This window comes from Pseudomonas sp. microsymbiont 2 (assembly GCF_054788395.1).
This window is the reverse complement of the sequence record NZ_CM139112.1, coordinates 1,532,419-1,550,638: the sequence shown is the minus strand read 5'-3', so window position 1 is coordinate 1,550,638 and position 18,220 is coordinate 1,532,419. Positions and strand designations below refer to the sequence as shown.

General features: G+C 66.4%; 15 protein-coding genes. 7 read left to right on the top strand and 8 right to left on the bottom strand.

The window, feature by feature from the left end; all coding sequences use genetic code 11:
• The first annotated feature begins 149 nt into the window (after positions 1 to 149).
• Positions 150 to 1,544 (top strand): class II fumarate hydratase, encoded by a 1,395-nt coding sequence (locus ACYUME_RS07035; protein ID WP_460418419.1) that lies wholly within the window; start codon positions 150 to 152, stop codon positions 1,542 to 1,544.
• Between the two features lie 82 nt (positions 1,545 to 1,626).
• On the opposite strand, the gene ACYUME_RS07030 is transcribed toward ACYUME_RS07035, so the two are convergent.
• Both ACYUME_RS07030 and pap read right to left on the bottom strand, forming a co-directional pair.
• Positions 1,627 to 2,580, bottom strand: coding sequence for a DMT family transporter (locus ACYUME_RS07030; protein ID WP_460418418.1), 954 nt, complete (start codon positions 2,578 to 2,580; stop codon positions 1,627 to 1,629).
• Positions 2,581 to 2,783: 203 nt separating this feature from the next.
• Positions 2,784 to 4,277: a polyphosphate:AMP phosphotransferase gene (pap, locus tag ACYUME_RS07025; RefSeq protein WP_279883344.1), complete on the bottom strand. Its 1,494-nt coding sequence runs from the start codon at positions 4,275 to 4,277 to the stop codon at positions 2,784 to 2,786.
• A 124-nt stretch (positions 4,278 to 4,401) separates the two neighbouring features.
• Here pap and mnmC point away from each other — a divergent pair, with 124 nt between their 5' ends.
• From mnmC to ACYUME_RS07000, 5 genes are all read left to right on the top strand, one after another.
• Positions 4,402 to 6,372 (top strand): bifunctional tRNA (5-methylaminomethyl-2-thiouridine)(34)-methyltransferase MnmC2/FAD-dependent 5-carboxymethylaminomethyl-2-thiouridine(34) oxidoreductase MnmC1, encoded by a 1,971-nt coding sequence (gene mnmC / locus ACYUME_RS07020; protein WP_460418417.1) that lies wholly within the window; start codon positions 4,402 to 4,404, stop codon positions 6,370 to 6,372.
• A 142-nt stretch (positions 6,373 to 6,514) separates the two neighbouring features.
• Positions 6,515 to 8,302, top strand: coding sequence for an N-acetylglutaminylglutamine amidotransferase (locus ACYUME_RS07015; protein WP_460418416.1), 1,788 nt, complete (start codon positions 6,515 to 6,517; stop codon positions 8,300 to 8,302).
• 3 nt (positions 8,303 to 8,305) lie between these two features.
• Positions 8,306 to 10,051, top strand: coding sequence for an N-acetylglutaminylglutamine synthetase (gene ngg / locus ACYUME_RS07010; RefSeq protein WP_460418415.1), 1,746 nt, complete (start codon positions 8,306 to 8,308; stop codon positions 10,049 to 10,051).
• A gap of 196 nt (positions 10,052 to 10,247) precedes the next feature.
• Complete coding sequence (locus ACYUME_RS07005) at positions 10,248 to 11,432, top strand: osmoprotectant NAGGN system M42 family peptidase (protein ID WP_460418414.1); 1,185 nt, start codon at positions 10,248 to 10,250, stop codon at positions 11,430 to 11,432.
• Between the two features lie 237 nt (positions 11,433 to 11,669).
• Positions 11,670 to 11,897: a YheU family protein gene (locus tag ACYUME_RS07000; protein WP_279883330.1), complete on the top strand. Its 228-nt coding sequence runs from the start codon at positions 11,670 to 11,672 to the stop codon at positions 11,895 to 11,897.
• Between the two features lie 14 nt (positions 11,898 to 11,911).
• Here the strand turns inward: ACYUME_RS07000 and ACYUME_RS06995 are convergent, their stop codons facing one another.
• Entirely contained in the window at positions 11,912 to 12,097 is a 186-nt protein-coding gene (locus ACYUME_RS06995; RefSeq protein ID WP_460418413.1) for a carbon storage regulator, read from the bottom strand.
• Positions 12,098 to 12,222: 125 nt separating this feature from the next.
• Positions 12,223 to 13,038 (bottom strand): SDR family oxidoreductase, encoded by an 816-nt coding sequence (locus ACYUME_RS06990; protein ID WP_460418412.1) that lies wholly within the window; start codon positions 13,036 to 13,038, stop codon positions 12,223 to 12,225.
• Positions 13,039 to 13,240: 202 nt separating this feature from the next.
• On the opposite strand from ACYUME_RS06990, the gene ACYUME_RS06985 reads away from it, so the two are divergent.
• Positions 13,241 to 13,393, top strand: coding sequence for a DUF3309 family protein (locus tag ACYUME_RS06985; RefSeq protein WP_460418411.1), 153 nt, complete (start codon positions 13,241 to 13,243; stop codon positions 13,391 to 13,393).
• 6 nt (positions 13,394 to 13,399) lie between these two features.
• Here the strand turns inward: ACYUME_RS06985 and ACYUME_RS06980 are convergent, their stop codons facing one another.
• The 4 genes from ACYUME_RS06980 to ACYUME_RS06965 all read right to left on the bottom strand — a co-directional run bounded on the left by ACYUME_RS06980 (position 13,400) and on the right by ACYUME_RS06965 (position 18,105).
• Positions 13,400 to 14,581 carry an EAL domain-containing response regulator gene (locus tag ACYUME_RS06980; RefSeq protein ID WP_460418410.1) on the bottom strand — a complete coding sequence of 394 codons (1,182 nt, stop codon included), beginning with the start codon at positions 14,579 to 14,581 and terminating at the stop codon, positions 13,400 to 13,402.
• Positions 14,582 to 14,679: 98 nt separating this feature from the next.
• Complete coding sequence (locus ACYUME_RS06975; protein ID WP_460418409.1) at positions 14,680 to 16,596, bottom strand: response regulator; 1,917 nt, start codon at positions 16,594 to 16,596, stop codon at positions 14,680 to 14,682.
• A 133-nt stretch (positions 16,597 to 16,729) separates the two neighbouring features.
• Positions 16,730 to 17,368, bottom strand: a complete 639-nt coding sequence (locus ACYUME_RS06970; protein ID WP_460418408.1) for a response regulator — start codon at positions 17,366 to 17,368, stop codon at positions 16,730 to 16,732.
• A gap of 2 nt (positions 17,369 to 17,370) precedes the next feature.
• Positions 17,371 to 18,105, bottom strand: a complete 735-nt coding sequence (locus tag ACYUME_RS06965) for a molecular chaperone (protein ID WP_460418407.1) — start codon at positions 18,103 to 18,105, stop codon at positions 17,371 to 17,373.
• Between the last annotated feature and the right edge of the window lie 115 nt (positions 18,106 to 18,220).

Here is an 18,220-nt window from a genome sequence, read left to right as displayed (position 1 = left end):
TTTCCTTCAAGAGAGGGAGGCGGATACCTCAGGGTAGAGCATTCTGCGCCGTGATGGCGAAGTGCTCAAGTGGCACGACGAGCAGGGGAACCGCTGCGTCGAATCAGGGCCTAAACTGCGGTTTCGAACTACAAAGGAGTGAGCGCAGCATGAGCCGTATCGAGACAGACAGCCTGGGCCCGGTCGAAGTTCCAGACGACGCCTACTGGGGCGCGCAGACCCAGCGTTCGCTGATCAACTTCGCCATCGGCAAGGAACGCATGCCGCTTGCGGTCCTGCACGCCCTGGCGCTGATCAAGAAAGCCGCTGCCCGGGTCAACGGCCGCAACGGCGATTTGCCCGCCGACATCGCCCGCCTGATCGAGCAGGCCACCGACGAAGTGCTCGAGGGCGAGCATGACGACCAGTTCCCTCTGGTGGTGTGGCAGACCGGCAGCGGCACGCAGAGCAACATGAACGTCAACGAGGTCGTCGCCGGGCGCGCCAACGAACTGGCCGGCAAGGGCCGCGGCGGCAAGGTGCCGGTGCATCCCAACGACCACGTCAACCGCTCGCAGAGCTCCAACGACTGCTTCCCCACCGCCATGCACATCGCCGCCGCCCAGGCCGTACAGGAGCAGCTGCTGCCGGCGATCGCAGAGCTGTCGGACGGGTTGGCCGAGCTGTCGGCGCGGCACGCGCACCTGGTCAAGACCGGGCGCACGCACATGATGGATGCCACGCCGATCACCTTCGGCCAGGAGGTCTCGGCCTTCGTCGCCCAGCTCGGCTACGCCCAGCGCGCCATCCGCGCGACGCTGCCAGCGGTGTGCGAACTGGCCCAGGGCGGCACCGCCGTGGGCACCGGCCTCAACGCCCCGCACGGTTTCGCCGAAGCCATCGCCGCCGAGCTGGCCGCGCTGTCCGGCCTGCCGTTCATCACCGCGCCGAACAAATTCGCCGCCCTCGCCGGCCACGAGCCGCTGACCAGCCTGGCCGGCGCCCTCAAGACCCTGGCCGTGGCCCTGATGAAGATCGCCAACGACCTGCGCCTGCTGGGCTCCGGCCCGCGCGCCGGGATTGCCGAGGTACGCCTGCCGGCCAATGAGCCGGGCAGCTCGATCATGCCTGGCAAGGTCAACCCGACCCAATGCGAAGCACTGTCGATGCTGGCCTGCCAGGTACTGGGCAACGACGCGGCGATCGGCTTTGCCGCAAGCCAGGGGCACCTGCAACTGAACGTGTTCAAGCCGGTGATCATCCACAACCTGCTGCAGTCGATCGAACTGCTGGCCGATGGCTGTCGCAACTTCCAGCAGCATTGCGTGGCCGGGATCGAGCCCGATGCCGGGCAGATGGCCGCGCACCTGGAGCGCGGCCTGATGCTGGTGACGGCGCTGAACCCGCATATCGGCTACGACAAGGCGGCGGAAATCGCCAAGAAGGCCTACAGCGAGGGCAAGACCCTGCGCGAGGCGGCGCTGGAACTGAAGTACCTGACCAACGAGCAGTTCGACCAGTGGGTCCGCCCGGAGAACATGCTGGCGCCCGGCGGCAAGGGCTGATCTGGCGGCCACATCGCGGGGCAAGCCCGCTCCCACGCCACTGACCGCGGCGTGGGAGCGGGCTTGCCCCGCGATGACGTCATCAACCTGTCTGCATCCGACGCGCCTTCCACCCCGCCACCAGCGAAGGCCCCAACGCCACCAGCGCCGACCCCAGCACCACCGTCACCGCCCCGACATACCCCAGGCCATTGATCTGCTCGGCATGCACATAGTCCGGCCACAGCCAGGCCGCCAGCGCCACCGCGACGAAGGTCACCAGCGGCGTCAGCGCCAGTGTTGCGCTCACCCGTGATGCCTCCCAATGCGCCAGTGCCTCGGCGAACGCGCCGTAAGCCACCAGCGTGTTCAGGCAGCAGGCCAACAGCAGCCAGCCCTGCAGCGGACTGAGCTGCAACGCCTCCAGCGGGTGTGCCCAGGGCGTGAGCAACAACGCGCAGCACAGGTAGATCACCATCATCACCTGCTGCGAGTGCCACACCGTCAGCAACTGCTTCTGGCTCAGGGCATAGAACACCCAGATACTGGTCGCCAGGATGATGGTCAGCACGCCAGTGGTGTAGGTACCCAACGAAGTGAGCAGCTCTTCCAGGCGCTGGTTGAAGAACAGCCCGAACCCCGCCAGCAGCACCAGCAGGCCCAGGCCCTGCCCCAGGCTGAAACGCTCCTTGAACACGAACACGCTGGCCACCAGCAGCAGCACTGGCCCCAGCTGCACCACCAGTTGCGCGGTGCCGGGGCTGAGCAGGTTCAGGCCGACCAGGTACAGCACATAGTTGCCGACCAGGCCTGCCACCGCGACGGCCACCAGGCCCTTGCCCTTCATTCCGAGACGGCTGAACGACGGCAGTCGCCGATTGGCCGCCAGCCAGGCGAACAACAGGCCGCCGGAAACGCTCAGGCGATACCAGGTGACCGTCACCGGGTCCATCACCTGCAGCACCTGCTTGAGCTTGATCGGCAGGATACCCCAGAGAAACGCGGTCAACAGCGCCAGCAGCAGGCCTTGGACCCAGCGTCCGGAAGAAATGTGCATGGTGTCCTCGATCGGCGCCTTGGTGGGGAAGGTGCAGTCTACGGGCTTGGCGGGGGGGATGTGGCGGGAAATGTTTTCATCAGGTCATTCCTCGGGGGCATGCCCTGAACAACTGAGCTGGCCTCTTCGCGGGTAAACCCGCTCCACAGAGATCAGCGTTCTCCATGTGGGAGCGGGTTTACCCGCGAAGAGGCCAGCCCGGATTATTTCTTGTCCTTGGCGAACGCCGCCTCCAGCGCCTGGTTGATCGTGCGCAGCACCTTCACCCGCGCCCAGCGCTTGTCGTTGGCCTCCACCAGCGTCCACGGCGCGATCTCGGTGCTGGTGCGGTCCACCATATCGCCCACCGCCTCGCTGTAGACGTCCCACTTGTCGCGGTTGCGCCAGTCTTCCTCGGTGATCTTGTAGCGCTTGAACGGGATCTGCTCGCGCTCCTCGAAGCGCTCCAACTGGGTCTGCTGGTCGATGGCCAGCCAGAACTTGACCAGCACCACCCCGGCATTGCTCAACTGCTCCTCGAAATCGTTGATCTCGCCATAGGCGCGCATCCAGTCCGCCGGGCTGCAGAAGCCCTCGACCCGCTCCACCAGCACCCGGCCATACCAGGAACGGTCGAAGATGGTGAACTTGCCGCGCGCCGGGATATGCCGCCAGAACCGCCACAGATAGGGCTGGGCACGCTCTTCCTCGGTGGGCGCGGCAATCGGCACGATGCGGTACTGGCGCGGATCCAGCGCCGCCGCCACACGGCGGATCGCGCCGCCCTTGCCGGCCGCGTCGTTGCCCTCGAACACCGCCACCAGCGCATGCCGGCGCATGTGCTTGTCACGCAGCAGGCCGGCCAGGCGTGCCTGTTCGGTGACCAACTGCTCCTGGTAGTCGTGCTTGTCCAGGCGCAGCGTCATGTCCAGCGCACCGAGCAGGCTCTTCTGATCGATGCTGCGCCCCAGCGGCGCGACATTGCTCTGGTGCTTGCCCTTGGGATTGTTGGCCAGGGCCGCCTGCAGGCTCTCCAGCAGGATGCGCCCCACCGCCAGGCTGCGGTAGTACGGGTCGACGCCCTCGATCACATGCCAGGGCGCGTAGTCGCGGCTGGTGCGCCGCAGCACCCGCTCGCCGAAGCGCACGAAGCGGTCGTAGGTCTCGGACTGCTGCCAGTCCAGCGGGCTGATGCGCCATTTGCGCAGCGGATCGTCCTTGAGCGCCTTGAGCCGTGCCTTCATCTGCTTCTTGGACAGGTGGAACCAGAACTTGATGATCAGCGCGCCTTCGTCGCAAAGCATCTGCTCCAGCCGCTCGGCACCGGCGATGGCCTGGTCGAGCACGGCGTCCTTGAACTGGCCGTGCACCCGGCCTTCGATCATCTGGCTGTACCAGTTGCCGAAGAACACGCCCATCCGGCCCTTCGGCGGCAGCGCCCGCCAGTAGCGCCAGGCCGGCGGGCGGGCCAGCTCCTCGTCGGTCTGCTGGTCGAAGGTGCGCACCTCGATCAGGCGCGGGTCCATCCATTCGTTGAGCAATTTGACCGTCTCACCCTTGCCGGCGCCCTCGATGCCGTTGATCAGCACGATCACCGGGAAGCGCGCCTGCTGCTTGAGCTCGTACTGGGCTTCGAGCAACGCCTCGCGCAGGGCGGGCACTTCGGCCTCGTAGGTGTCCTTGTCGATGCTGTGACCGATTTCGGCGGATTCGAACATGGAGGGCTCCTTCAATGGATCTGCTACAAGCTACAAGCTTCAAGCTGCAAGAAATAGCAGGTCGTGCCACTATTCGCTTTTTTCTTGCAGCTCGAAGCTTGCAACTTGCGGCTTGAATATGACCATGTCCGACACCACCCTCCCCCAGCACGCCCAGATCGACTGGGACGACCAGGGCCGCCCCCATTCCCGGCAATACGACGATGTGTATTTCGCCATCAACGAAGGCATCGACGAAACCCTGCACGTGTTCATCGAGCAGAACCACCTGCGCCAGCGCTTCGCCGAGCTGGCGCCGGGGGGCTGCCTGGTGATCGGGGAAACGGGCTTCGGCACCGGCATGAACTTCTTCTGTGCCTGGCAGCTGTTCGCCGAACTGGCACACGCCGAGGCGCGCCTGCACTTCGTCAGCGTGGAAAAGTACCCCCTGAGCCGGGATGACCTGGAGCGCGCCATGCAGCTGTGGCCGCAACTGGCGCCTTTCACCCGGCCCCTGCTCGATCAGTACGTGGCGATCCATCCAGGTTTCCAGCAACTGAGCCTCGATGACGGCCGCGTCACCCTCACCCTGATGATCGGCGATGCCCTGGAGCAACTGCCGCAACTGGACGCGCGCATCGACGCCTGGTTCCTGGACGGCTTCGCTCCGGCGAAGAACCCCGACATGTGGACGCCGGAGCTGTTCGCCCAGCTGGCACGCCTGTCGCACCCTGGCACCACCCTCGGCACCTTCACCACCACCGGCTGGGTCCGCCGCGCGCTGATCGAGGCCGGCTTCGCCATGAAGAAGGTGCCCGGTATCGGCAAGAAATGGGAGGTGATGCACGGCGTCTACAGCGGCGCGCCAGCCGCCCCCGTGGCGCCCTGGTACGCCCGCCCGGCGCCCTTGCCGGGGCCATGCGAGGCGCTGGTGATCGGTGCCGGCCTGGCGGGCAGCGCCACGGCGCGCAGCCTGGCGGCCCGGGGTTGGCAGGTCAGCGTGCTGGAGCGCCACGACGGGCCGGCCCAGGAGGCCTCGGGCAACCCCCAGGGCGTGCTGTACCTCAAGCTGTCCGCCCATGGCACCGCCCTGTCGCAGATGATCCTTTCCGGCTTCGGCTACACCCGTCGCTGGCTCGAGCACCTGCAACGCGGCCACGACTGGGACGCCTGCGGCGTGCTGCAACTGGCCTTCGACGACAAGGAAGGCGAGCGCCAGGCCAAGCTGGCAACCGCCTTCGACGACAGCCTGCTGCGCCCGCTCGACCGCGCCCAGGCCGAAGCCGTGGCAGGCGTGGCGCTGGCCAGCGGCGGCCTGTTCTACCCCGAAGGTGGCTGGGTGCATCCGCCGGCGCTGTGCCAGGCCCAGCTGAACCATCCGCGCATCCGCCTGCTCGGCCATGCCAACGTCATCGCGCTGCGCAAGGCCGACGGCCTGTGGCAGGCCTGGGACGGCGAGCGCCTGCTGGCCAGCGCGCCGCTGGTGGTGCTGGCCGGTGCCGCCGATGTCCGTCACTTCCCGGCCTGCGCCGGGCTGCCGCTCAAGCGCATTCGCGGGCAGATCACCCGCTTGCCGGCCACCGTGGCCAGCCGGAAACTGCGCACGGTGGTCTGTGCCGACGGCTACGTGGCGCCACCTCGCGGCGATGAACATACCCTGGGCGCCAGCTTCGACTTCCACAACGAGGACCTGGCGCCGACCGTGGCCGAACACCAGGGCAACCTGGCGCTGCTGGATGATATTTCCGCGGACCTGGCCACCCGCCTGCGCACTACCGAGCTGGATCCGGCGCAACTGCAGGGCCGGGCGGCGTTCCGCTGCACCAGCCCGGACTACCTGCCCATCGTCGGGCCGTTGGCCGATGTCGAGGCGTTCAACCAGGCCTACGCCATGCTGGCCAAGGATGCGCGACAGGTGCCGGATGTGGCCTGCCCGTGGCTGGAGGGGCTGTACGTGAACAGCGGGCATGGCTCGCGCGGGTTGATTACTGCACCGCTGTCCGGGGAGCTGATTGCGGCGTGGGTCAGTGGTGAGCCGTTGCCGGTGGCCAGAGCCGTGGCCGAGGCCTGCCACCCGAACAGGTTCGCGTTGCGCCGGTTGATTCGCGGTAAATAGCCGGATCGCCGGGGGGCTGTGCGGTCCCAGTCCCCGACAACACATATAACAGATTGATCTAAAACTCTCACAACCTACCCCGGTCCCTACCTAAGTGCCCCATTTCGGGCACCTTCCCCAACGGCAAAACCGGTAAGGACTTATGTGCGGATTAGCAGGAGAGTTACGTTTCACCCCCATCGACCAAGCCCCTCGCCCGGCGGATCTCGCCGCGGTGGAGCGCATCACCCACCACCTGGCGCCCCGCGGCCCCGACGCCTGGGGCTTCCATAGCCAGGGCCCAATCGCCCTCGGCCACCGGCGCCTGAAGATCATGGACCTGTCCGACGGTTCGGCCCAGCCCATGGTCGACAGCACCCTAGGTCTGGCGCTGGCATTCAACGGCGCCATCTACAACTTCCCCGAGCTGCGCGAGGAACTGCAGGACCTGGGCTACAGCTTCTGGTCCGACGGCGACACCGAAGTGCTGCTCAAGGGCTATCACGCCTGGGGCGCGGCGTTGCTGCCCAAGCTCAACGGCATGTTCGCCCTGGCCATCTGGGAACGCGACAACCAGCGCCTGTTCCTGGCCCGCGACCGCCTCGGCGTCAAACCGCTGTACCTGTCGCGCGACGGCGAGCGCCTGCGCTTCGCCTCGACCCTGCCGGCGCTGCTCAAGGGTGGCGACATCGACCCGCTGATCGACCCGGTGGCGCTCAACCACTACCTGAATTTCCACGCCGTGGTGCCGGCGCCGCGCACGCTGCTGGCCAACGTGCAAAAGCTCGAGCCCGGCACCTGGATGCGCATCGACCGCCATGGCGAAGTCGAGCGCCAGACCTGGTGGCAACTGCACTATGGCCCGAATCCGGACGAGCGCGAGCTCGACCTGGAGGGCTGGACCAGCCGCGTGCTCGACGCCACCCGCGACGCCGTGGCGATCCGCCAGCGCGCCGCCGTGGACGTCGGCGTACTGCTCTCGGGCGGTGTCGACTCCAGCCTGCTGGTGGGCCTGCTGCGCGAAGCCGGGGTGGACGACCTGTCGACCTTCTCCATCGGCTTCGAGGATGCCGGTGGCGAGCGCGGCGACGAATTCCAGTACTCCGACCTGATCGCCCGCCATTACGGCACCCGTCATCACCAATTGCGCATCGCCGAGCGCGAGATCATCGAGCAATTGCCGGCGGCCTTCCGCGCCATGAGCGAGCCGATGGTCAGCCATGACTGCATCGCCTTCTACCTGCTGTCGCGCGAGGTGGCCAAGCACTGCAAGGGCGTGCAGAGCGGCCAGGGCGCCGACGAGCTGTTCGCCGGCTACCACTGGTACCCGCAGGTGGACGGCGCCGAGGATGCCTTCGCCGCCTACCGCGATGGGTTCTTCGACCGCAGCCACGCCGAGTACCGCGGCACCGTGCAGGCCCCCTGGCTGCTGGAGACCGACGCCGCCGGCGAGTTCGTCCGCGAGCACTTCGCGCGCCCCGGCGCGCCGGAGGCGGTGGACAAGGCCCTGCGCCTGGACAGCACGGTGATGCTGGTGGACGACCCGGTCAAGCGCGTGGACAACATGACCATGGCCTGGGGCCTGGAGGCACGCACGCCGTTCCTGGACTATCGCCTGGTGGAGCTGTCGGCACGCATCCCGGCCCGTTTCAAGCTGCCCGACGGCGGCAAGCAGGTGCTCAAGCAGGCGGCGCGACGCGTCATCCCCCACGAGGTGATCGACCGCAAGAAGGGCTACTTCCCGGTACCTGGCCTCAAGCACTTGCAGGGCGCCACCCTGGACTGGGTGCGCGAGCTGCTGACCGACCCCAGCCAGGATCGTGGCCTGTTCAATCCGGCGATGCTCGACCGCCTGCTGAGCAACCCGCACGGACAGCTCACGCCACTGCGCGGCTCCAAGCTGTGGCAACTGGCGGCCCTGAACCTGTGGCTCAGCGAACAAGGAATCTGACCGATGAAAGCCCATGAAACCGCTTACGGTCAGCGCTTGCTGCGCGGTCAGGCGCCATCCTACGAGCGCCTGCAGGCGCGCCTGGCCGGCGACGGCAGCGAGCCCCACGACAAACCACGCGCGGTGCACTGCGGCTGGGGTCGGCTGCTGATCGGACATACCCACCCCAACCCGGTCAGCCTGGCCGAAGCCCTGCTGGAGGAGCAGACCGGCGAGCGCGACATCGCCTTGTACGTGGCCGCGCCGCAGCAGGTACTGGCGCAGGCCCCGCAGCAACTGTTCCTCGACCCCTCCGACACCCTGCGCCTGTGGTTCACCGACTACCGCCCGGCGCAGCGTGTGTTCCGTGGCTTTCGCATCCGTCGGGCGCAGAGCCAGGCAGACTGGCAGGCGATCAATACCCTGTACCAGGCACGCGGCATGCTGCCGGTCGTTCCCGAGCTGCTGACCCCGCGTCACCTCGGCGGGCCGGTGTACTGGCTGGCCGAGGACGAAGACAGCAACGCGGTGATCGGCAGCGTCATGGGCCTGGATCACCACAAGGCCTTCGACGACCCCGAGCACGGTTGCAGCCTATGGTGCCTGGCGGTGGATCCGCACTGCACGCGACCGGGCGTCGGCGAAGTGCTGGTGCGTCACCTGGTCGAGCACTTCATGAGCCGCGGGCTGGCCTGCCTCGACCTGTCGGTGCTGCACGACAATCGCCAGGCCAAGCGCCTGTACACGAAACTGGGGTTTCGCAACCTGCCGACCTTCGCCGTCAAGCGCAAGAACGGTATCAACCAGCCCTTGTTCCTCGGCCCTGGGCCGCAAGCCGATCTCAATCCCTACGCTCGGATCATCGTCGACGAAGCCTTGCGCCGTGGCATCGACGTGCAGGTGGACGATGCCAGCGCCGGTCTGTTCACCCTCAGTCTGGGTGGACGCCGCATCCGCTGCCGCGAGTCGCTCAGCGACCTGACCAGCGCCGTCACCATGACCCTCTGCCAGGATAAACGCCTGACCCGCCAGGCCTTGCACAACGCTGGCCTGCAGGTGCCCGCGCAGCAACTGGCGGGCAACGCCGACGACAACCTGGCCTTCCTCGACGAGCATGGCGCGGTGGTGGTCAAGCCGGTCGATGGCGAGCAGGGCCAGGGCGTGGCGGTGAACCTGAACTGTATCGACGAAGTCAGCCGCGCTGTCGAACAGGCCCGTCGTTTCGACAGCCGCGTGCTGCTGGAAAGCTTCCACCCCGGCAGCGACCTGCGCATCGTGGTCATCGGCTACGAGGTGGTGGCCGCCGCCATTCGCCACCCGGCGCAGGTGATCGGCGATGGCCGCCACAACATCCACGCGCTGATCGAGGCCCAGAGCCGTCGACGCCAGGCTGCCACGGGAGGCGAAAGCCGCATCCCGCTCGACGAGGAGACCGAGCGCACGCTCAAGGCCGCGGGGCTGGGCTACCACCATGTACTGCCGGCCGGCCAGCGCCTGGCCGTGCGGCGCACGGCCAACCTGCACACCGGTGGCACCCTGGAAGACGTCACCGCGCGCCTGCACCCGGTGCTGGCCGATGCCGCGGTGCGCGCAGCCCGCGCCCTGGAAATCGCGGTGGTGGGCCTGGATTTCATGGTCCGCGATGCCGAACACCCAGACTACGTGATCATCGAAGCCAACGAGCGCGCGGGGCTGGCCAATCATGAACCACAGCCTACGGCTGAGCGTTTCATGGATCTGTTGTTTCCACATAGCCGACCCTTGGCCTGACAGCCCCACGGATCTTTGTAGGAGCGGCCTTGTGTCGCGAAAGGGGTGCGAAGCGCCCCCAGGATTTCAGCTTCGCTGCATCTACTGCCGGGCCCGCGGTGCAGGCCTTTCCGAGCGGTCCGACGCCTCGGCAAGGCCGCTCCCACAAGGACCTTGCCCGCAGCTTGGAAATTTCACCCCGACCGGAGACCTGGACATGTCCGAACGACTCCCCGAACCCGATCTCGACTACCTCAAACGTGTGCTGCTGGAAATGCTCGCCATCCCCAGCCCCACCGGCTTCACCGACACCATCGTGCGCTATGTCGCCGAGCGCCTGGACGAACTGGGCATCCCCTTCGAGCTGACCCGTCGCGGCACTATCCGCGCCACCCTCAAGGGACGCCAGAGCTCGCCCGACCGCGCCGTCTCGGCGCACCTGGACACCATCGGCGCCAGCGTGCGCCAACTTCAGGACAACGGCCGCCTGGCCCTGGCTCCGGTAGGCTGCTGGTCGAGCCGCTTCGCCGAAGGCAGCCGGGTCAGCGTGTTCACCGACACCGGTATCGTGCGCGGCAGCGTGCTGCCGCTGATGGCCAGCGGCCACGCCTTCAACACCGCCATCGACCAGATGCCGATCAGCTGGGAACATGTGGAGGTGCGCCTGGACGCCTACTGCGCCACCCGCGCCGATTGCGAAGCGCTGGGCATCGCCCTGGGTGATTTCGTCGCCTTCGACCCGTTGCCGGAGTTCACCGAGAGTGGCCATGTCAGCGCCCGCCATCTGGACGACAAGGCCGGCGTCGCGGCGTTGCTGACCGCGCTCAAGGCCGTGGTGCAAAGCGGTCGCCAGCCACTGATCGACTGCCACCCGTTGTTCACCATCACCGAAGAGACGGGCTCGGGCGCGGCAGGCGCCCTGCCCTGGGATGTCAGCGAGTTCGTCGGCATCGACATCGCCCCGGTGGCGCCCGGCCAAGCCTCCAGCGAGCATGCGGTGAGCGTGGCGATGCAGGATTCGTCCGGCCCTTATGACTATCATCTGTCGCGCCATCTGCTGAAACTGGCCGGCGACCACGACCTGCCGGTGCGCCGCGACCTGTTCCGCTACTACTTCAGCGACGCGCATTCGGCGGTCACCGCCGGCCACGATATCCGCACCGCGCTGGTGGCATTCGGCTGCGACGCCACCCATGGCTACGAGCGCACCCACATCGACAGCCTGGCGGCGCTCAGCCGCCTGCTCGGCGCCTACCTGCTCAGCCCACCGGTGTTCGCCAGTGACTCGCAACCGGCCAGCGCCTCGCTGGAACGCTTCAGCCACCAGCTGGAGCACGACGCGCAGATGGAAAGCGACACCCGGGTGCCAGCAGTGGACAGCCTGGTGGGCATCAAAGGGTGATCAGGCGGGGCTGCTCAAGTCAGCTCCTACCTCAAGTCATGCGCAACGCCTGTAGGAGCGGCCTTGCGTCGCGAAAGGGCTGCGTAGCAGCCCCAGGATTTCAGTGGCCACGCAACAATCGCCGGGGCTGCCCAGCAGCCCTTTCGCGACGCAAGGCCGCTCCCACAGGGGAATAGCGCGCACCATGTTGCCGATTTCACGTAGCATGCCTCCATTCCCACAACCACCGCCCAGACCATGCTGATCCCCTACGACCAACTCGAAGCCGAAACCCTGACCCGCCTGATCGAAGACTTCGTCACTCGCGACGGCACCGACAATGGTGACGACACCCCCCTGGAGACCCGCGTACTGCGCGTGCGCCAGGCCCTGGCCAAGGGGCAGGCGTTCATCCTGTTCGACCTGGAAAGCCAGCAGTGCCAGTTGCTGGCCAGGCACGAAGTGCCACGGGAGCTGTTCGACTGAGCGCGTGACGTCGCTCAGGCCCGCTCCTTTTCCCGCGCCAGGGCCTTGATCCGCTGGTACACCTCGACCCGATGCACATCCACATCCCGCGGCGCGACGATGCCGAAACGCACCTGGCCATTCTCCACGGCCATCACCTGAATCCTGATGTTCTCGGCGATGACGATGACTTCGCCCACTTCCCGTCCGATTACCAGCATGCTCCGATCCTCACAACTCAAGGGAAAATCGGAGACTGCCTGCTCGGCTTTTGCCTACTCAATCGCTCAACCAAAAAACAGACATGACTGACCGTCAGCGGTAAAAAAACCTACAGCCGCTTCTTTCAGCTTGCAGTCTTGCGGGCCTTTGCCCTCATCTTCACCGCCATGTCCGCCATTTCATCATAGAGCCGCTGCGGCTCCTGGCACTTGAGCTGCCAAGCCTGGCGTCCGGCTTCGTGGGGCAGGATGAGGAACTGGCCGGCGGCGACCTGGGCATGAATGTGTTCGGCGATGTCGGCGGCACTGATCGGCGAGCCCTCCAGCAACTTGCCGACCTGCACCTTCATCGCCGGATCAGGCCCGCGAAACGAGTCGAGCAGGTTGGTCTGGAAGAACGATGGGCAGACCACGTGCACCGCCACCTCCACCTGACGCAGCTCGACCAGCAGGCTTTCGGACAACGCCAGCACGCCGGCCTTGGCCACGTTGTAGTTGCTCATGCCCGGCCCCTGCATCAGCGCGGCCATGGAGGCGATGTTGATGATTCGCCCGCGGCTGCGCTCGAGCAGCGGCAGGAAGGCCTTGCAGCCCTTGACCACGCCCATCAGGTTGATCGCGATCTGCCAGTCCCAGTCCTCCAGCGACAAGTCGGCGAAGAAGCCGCCCGAGGCCACGCCGGCGTTGTTGACGATCACATCCACGCCGCCGAACTTCTCTTCACAGGCCTGCGCCAGCGCCGTCAGCTGGCTGTAGTCACGCACATCGCAGCGCTGGCTGAAACCATCGCCGCCGACCTCGCGCACCCGCGCCAGGGTCTCGCGCAACCCGGACTCATTGACGTCGGCCAGCGCCAGGCGCCAGCCATCCCGGGCCCAGCGCAGGGCAATCTCGCGCCCCAGTCCGGAACCGGCCCCGGTGATCATCATTCGGTTGTGCATGGTGCTGTGCCTTGACCTGTTGGAATGGGCTGGAGTCTAGCCATAACGCCGGCCTGGGCGGTGCGGCATCAGGATGCTGAATAAGGGAGTATCGCCATGTCCGTGACCAGGCCGATGGAATCTTTGCCCAAGCCGCGCAGTCGGAAAAGTAAGCGGCCAGCATTCCGAGCCCCTCGCCTTTCAACCACGCAAGGACTCCGCCATGACCACGATCCTCATCATCATTCTCATCCTGCTGCTGATCGGTGGCCTGCCGGTCTTCCCGCACTCACGCAGCTGGGGCTACGGCCCATCCGGTATCGTCGGCATCGTGCTGGTGGTGCTGTTGATCCTGCTGCTGCTCGGGCGCATCTGAGGCCACTCAGGCCGGCGCTTGCGGCTCCTGGCGCAAGCGCCGCAGCAACACTGCGCCTTCCTGCGGGGCGCTGAAGTAGTCTCCCTGGGCGACTTCACAGCCCATGCGCTGCAAGGCCAGGCATTGCCGGGCGTTGCTGACGCCACTCACGGCCATGGTCACCTGCAGCGCCCGCGCCAGGTTCTGGCAGTGCTCGATGACACTGCGACAACGAGCGTGCTCGGGCACGCCCTGGGCCAGGCGCGCGCTCAGTCGCAAGCGGGTGATCGGTAACTCGCACAGCAACGCGCTGCCGGCCTGATCGCTGCCGAACTCCGCCAAACCGAGCTCGCAGCCCAGCATGTTCAAGCGCAGGAGGTTTTCCAGCCCCTGCACCGGCAAGCGATACAAGCCCCGCCCCGACAACTCGAAACACAGTGAATGAGGCCGGGTCGGCAAGTCCTGGAGCATCTCGAGCAAGCAGGGAAACAGCTGGGGAGAAACCAGTTGCCCGGCGCTCAGGCGCAGGATCATCGGCAGGTTCGGCTCGCCCGCGGCGCGCATGAACGCCAGTGCCTGGCGCAATAGCATCAGCAACAGCTCGTCATGCAAGCCGACGTGCTCGACCATGGCCATGAAGGCATCCGGCTCGACCATGCCGAAGCGCGCGCAACGCCAGGCTGCCAGCACGTGCACGCTTTCCACCTTGTTGCTGCGCAGATCGAAACTTGGCAGGTAGCGAGTCAAGACCGCCCCATCGCGCAAGGCATGGAGCAGGTCGGCCCGTGCGGGCTGTTGCCTGGGCACCGCGCTACCGAGCAACGACCCCATCGCGCCCGTGGCCAGGATGCGTGCCAGAGGCTCGGCCAGCAATGGCTTGGCCAGATCCCCGAGAAAGCCCATGCCCAGGCGCTCGATCACCAGGCGAACGCTGCGCCGCAGGTCCGCCGGCAGCTCGTCGCTGATCAGCACCGCCCTGGCCAGGCCCGCCAGCCCGACTCGATGGATGAACTCCAGGCCATCCATCCCGTCGCTACCGCGCTCGCGCAGGTCGCACACCACCAGATCCGCCGAGCCGACATGCCGCAGCAAGGCCAGTGCCTCGCTGGCGCAGGCGGCCTGCAGCACCTGCCCGCAACCCAGGGAAACGAAGCCTCTTACCGCTATCGTGCGTTGAAAACCATGGTCCTCCAGCACCAGTACACGCATCTCCCGCACAGCCCCCCGTCCGCATCGCCATAGCCCGGTACAGCAGGCCATCCTGCAATGAAGTCGGCAGACATTGAACGAGGAAAATTCCTTAGTGCTCAGACAGAATTTCCCAACAGGCGATGGACCTGATAGCGCCGCAGCCGCACCTCCAGCCACAGCACTTCGCGGATCAGTACCCGCAGACAGCCTTTCACTTCACGCCTGTCCATCGAAGCCTGTCCACAGCAATGCTCCAGGCGCTCGCAGGCTTCGACCAGCGCCCACGCCCTGATGATGCGCACGCCGCCCTTGATCCGATGCGCCAGATTGGCCAACGCTCCCACATCATGGCGCTTGGCGTGATCGCGCAAGCGGCGCAGGTCATCGCGGTTGGCTTGTAGCAAGTCCTGCAGCAGCCCGGCCAGGGCCTCGCTGTTGCCTGCGGTCAGGCGCTCCAGCTCGCCAAGGTCGATGGCGCCGCCATGGCGCGCATCCGGTCCGTGCTCGTGCCACTGCAGCGTTTCACGCAGCTGCGTCAGGGTCATCGGCTTGAGCAGGCACTGGTCCATGCCCGCCGCCAGGCAGCGCTCCAGGCCAAACGTCGTGGAACGCCCCGTGACGCCGATCAGCAGGCAGGGGCGCAGGTGCTGGCGCGACTCGTAGAGACGAATGGCCCTGGCCACTGCATGGCCATCCATCACCGGCATGCCGCAATCGCTGATCACCACATCGAACGATCCGCCCATGCGGGCACGTATCGCCTGGCCGCCGTCCTCCACCGCCTCGACCAGGTGCCCCAGCCGCCGGAGCTGCAGGCATAACAACAGGCGATTGGCCGGATGGTCATCAGCCACCAGTACACGCAGCCTGGGGCTCGAGGTCCGCTCGGGAGCTCGCGGCACGGCGGACACCACTGCCGACAGCGCCGCCGACAAGCGCAGGCGGATATCGATACACCGTCGCCCCGCGCGTAGCTGCCCCCCCATCGACCGGCACAGGGCGCGCCCGATGGACAAGGCCAGGCCATCCTCGTTCATGCCAGTGGCAATCGACTCGATGCGCAGCCTCAGCCGCACCACGGCGCCGCTCGCGCGCACCTTCACCTTCAACCGAACGCGCCCCTGGTGGGTGAACCTGAAGACATGTGCCAGCACGCAGGACAGCAGCTGCTGCACGCGCATCGGGTCAAGTTGCGCGGTGACCTGCGAAGGCCCCTGGTAATCCAGCGAAAGCTGCCAGCCCTCGCTGCGCCCGCGTTGCTCGCACGCCTCGACCAGCCTCGTGAAGTGTTCACGCAACGCGACCGGCTGCACCGCCAGCGAACGCTCGCCGGTCTGCAGCAGCAGCGCGTCGTGGACACTGGCCAGTTGCGCAGAAAGCTCCCGCGACACGCGCGCCGCCTGGTCGATGGACTGCTGCTCGAAGGCGCCTGGCGCGAGTCGAGGCAGTGCCCGCTCGAGCATGCCGAGCACATTCTGCAGCGAGGCGCGCGCTTCCTGGCACAGGCTGCCAAGCAGACGTTCGCCAGCCTCGGCACGACGCAGGCCTTGCCGATACGGCTCGGTGACATCGAGCCAACCGGCGGCAACCCACTGCCCGCATGGCCCCGGCCGCATCCAGTGCTGGCGGCCATCGGCAAGCACCGTGCGGTACTCCTGCGTCCACACCTGCCCGCTGGTCAGCACTTGTTCCCGCGCCTGCCGCCACGCCACCGCCGCGATGCCCCCCAGAGGGCGCCCCGTAACCTGCCCACGGTCGATGTTCTGGGCTTGCAGAAAACTACTGTTGCAATCGACCAGGCGCCCCTCCCGATCGCACAGGTACACGGGATGAGGCAGGCCATCGAGCAACGCCCGCTGCGCTGCCAGCCGGTCCTGCAGTGCCCGCTCTCGGGCACAGCCTCTGCGCTGCTGGCGCAGCCAGCCCAGCGCGCACAGCAGCGCCAGCGACAGCGCGCCTGTCGACCACAACGGCCAAAGGCCGACTTCGGCGCTGCGGGCCGTGCTGCCTGACCAGAGGAACTCAGGCGGCACGGCGGGGGGCTTTCCCAGAGCGTGTGGCCCTCCCCCGTCGAACTCCACCGGACAGTGTTCCGTGGCCATCACCACAGGGGGTAACAGCAAGCAGCAGAACACGACCCACAACAGAGAAATCCCGCGCAAGGTGCTATATCAGCCCATTGCGGCGCGCCATGTCCGCCATGTCGATCACCGAGCTGACCTTGAGCTTTTCGATCAAGCGGGCCTTGTAGGTGCTGATGGTCTTGTTGCTCAGCAGCATCGCGTCGCCAATCGCCTTGTTGCTCAAGCCCCGTGCCAGCTGTTGCAGGATGACCAGTTCGCGATCGCTCAGGCTGGCGATGCATTGCGCTTCACTGTCTTCCAACTCCCGCCGATTCACCGAGCTCAGGGCCACGTCAGGAAAGTAGGTGTAGCCGGAGAGCACGGCCAGCACGGCCTTGCTCAGCGCCTGCAGGTCATCGGTCTTGGACACGAATCCCGCCGCGCCGGCCTTCATGCAGCGCAACGAGAAACTCTCCGCCAGCTGCGAGGTGAGCACGACGATCTTGGCCGGGCGCTCCATGGCCTTGATCCGGCTGATCACCTCCAGACCATCGAGTCCGGGAATGAGCAAGTCGAGAATCACCACATCGGGATTGTATTCACGCACCAGTCGCATGGCCTCGATGCCGTTGTCGGCCTGGCCGACCACATCGAGCTGGTCCTTGCGCAACTGCATGCAGACACTGGCACGGATGAAAGGATGATCGTCGACGACCAGCGCCTTGTGCGAGGGGGCGGCCATGATCAACCACCTATCGTCAGCTCGCGCCGGCTGTCTCCTTCGAGCAGGTCGAACTGGTAGGCCCAGCCCGCCTCCCGTGGGAAACGCCGGACGTGCCCGGGCAGCAGGTGATGTTTGGTCATGGTTTCGCACTGGCGACCATCCACGCTGCAATGGCGGAAACGGTCGAGGATCACCGTGGTGTTGCCATCGTTGCTGATTTTGAGCTGGTCGGGCTGCTCATCGATGGCGGTGCCGTAGCGAGGTTCGAGCGGGCGAATGAACAGCAACGAGCCGTAGCCGGCCAGCAGGTTGACGCCCGCCGTTAGCCCTTCGCGGTACTCCTCGGCTTCGGCCGCGCTGACACCGAACCCATCCTGGGTTTCCGGCAGCACCGGCACGAAGCGCACCCGGAAGTAGCGCTCACGTTCGCGTTCTCCGCGATACAGCAGGCGCACCGCCTGCATGCCCTTGGCCGGCACGATCAGACGTGCGGGGCTGGCCACCACGCCACGTTCGGCCAGCATCAGGCTGTCCTGGTCGACTTCCCGTGGCGCGCTGTTACCGTCATAGACCAGTTCGGCCAGGCTGATCTTGACGAAGGCGGTCGTATCGCCGCCGTTGCGTACCCGCTTGAGCAAGGTGCTCTTGCCTCCCTCCAGATAGTCGTACAGAGCGCCGACGTTGATTTCGGGAGCCGCCAGCGACGGCAATGGTGTCAGCAGCAGCGTCAGGGTCATGAGCCAGCGTGCGTTCATTTCAAGCCTCCTGCGAGAAGTGAGGGATGCCATCAAAGTGATATTGTTCGCCAACGCCACCCGAGGAAGCAGCTGAATGTTTCGTGGGATATTTCTGAAACAACATTTTTTACTC

What these genes read in the sequence shown, in the direction of transcription:
- ACYUME_RS07035 (WP_460418419.1), top strand. Translation starts at nt 150, where the DNA reads ATGAGCCGTATCGAGACAGACAGCCTGGGCCCGGTCGAAGTTCCAGAC.
- ACYUME_RS07030 (WP_460418418.1), bottom strand. Translation starts at nt 2,580, where the DNA reads ATGCACATTTCTTCCGGACGCTGGGTCCAAGGCCTGCTGCTGGCGCTG.
- pap (WP_279883344.1), bottom strand. Translation starts at nt 4,277, where the DNA reads ATGTTCGAATCCGCCGAAATCGGTCACAGCATCGACAAGGACACCTAC.
- mnmC (WP_460418417.1), top strand. Translation starts at nt 4,402, where the DNA reads ATGTCCGACACCACCCTCCCCCAGCACGCCCAGATCGACTGGGACGAC.
- ACYUME_RS07015 (WP_460418416.1), top strand. Translation starts at nt 6,515, where the DNA reads ATGTGCGGATTAGCAGGAGAGTTACGTTTCACCCCCATCGACCAAGCC.
- ngg (WP_460418415.1), top strand. Translation starts at nt 8,306, where the DNA reads ATGAAAGCCCATGAAACCGCTTACGGTCAGCGCTTGCTGCGCGGTCAG.
- ACYUME_RS07005 (WP_460418414.1), top strand. Translation starts at nt 10,248, where the DNA reads ATGTCCGAACGACTCCCCGAACCCGATCTCGACTACCTCAAACGTGTG.
- ACYUME_RS07000 (WP_279883330.1), top strand. Translation starts at nt 11,670, where the DNA reads ATGCTGATCCCCTACGACCAACTCGAAGCCGAAACCCTGACCCGCCTG.
- ACYUME_RS06995 (WP_460418413.1), bottom strand. Translation starts at nt 12,097, where the DNA reads ATGCTGGTAATCGGACGGGAAGTGGGCGAAGTCATCGTCATCGCCGAG.
- ACYUME_RS06990 (WP_460418412.1), bottom strand. Translation starts at nt 13,038, where the DNA reads ATGCACAACCGAATGATGATCACCGGGGCCGGTTCCGGACTGGGGCGC.
- ACYUME_RS06985 (WP_460418411.1), top strand. Translation starts at nt 13,241, where the DNA reads ATGACCACGATCCTCATCATCATTCTCATCCTGCTGCTGATCGGTGGC.
- ACYUME_RS06980 (WP_460418410.1), bottom strand. Translation starts at nt 14,581, where the DNA reads ATGCGTGTACTGGTGCTGGAGGACCATGGTTTTCAACGCACGATAGCG.
- ACYUME_RS06970 (WP_460418408.1), bottom strand. Translation starts at nt 17,368, where the DNA reads ATGGCCGCCCCCTCGCACAAGGCGCTGGTCGTCGACGATCATCCTTTC.
- ACYUME_RS06965 (WP_460418407.1), bottom strand. Translation starts at nt 18,105, where the DNA reads ATGAACGCACGCTGGCTCATGACCCTGACGCTGCTGCTGACACCATTG.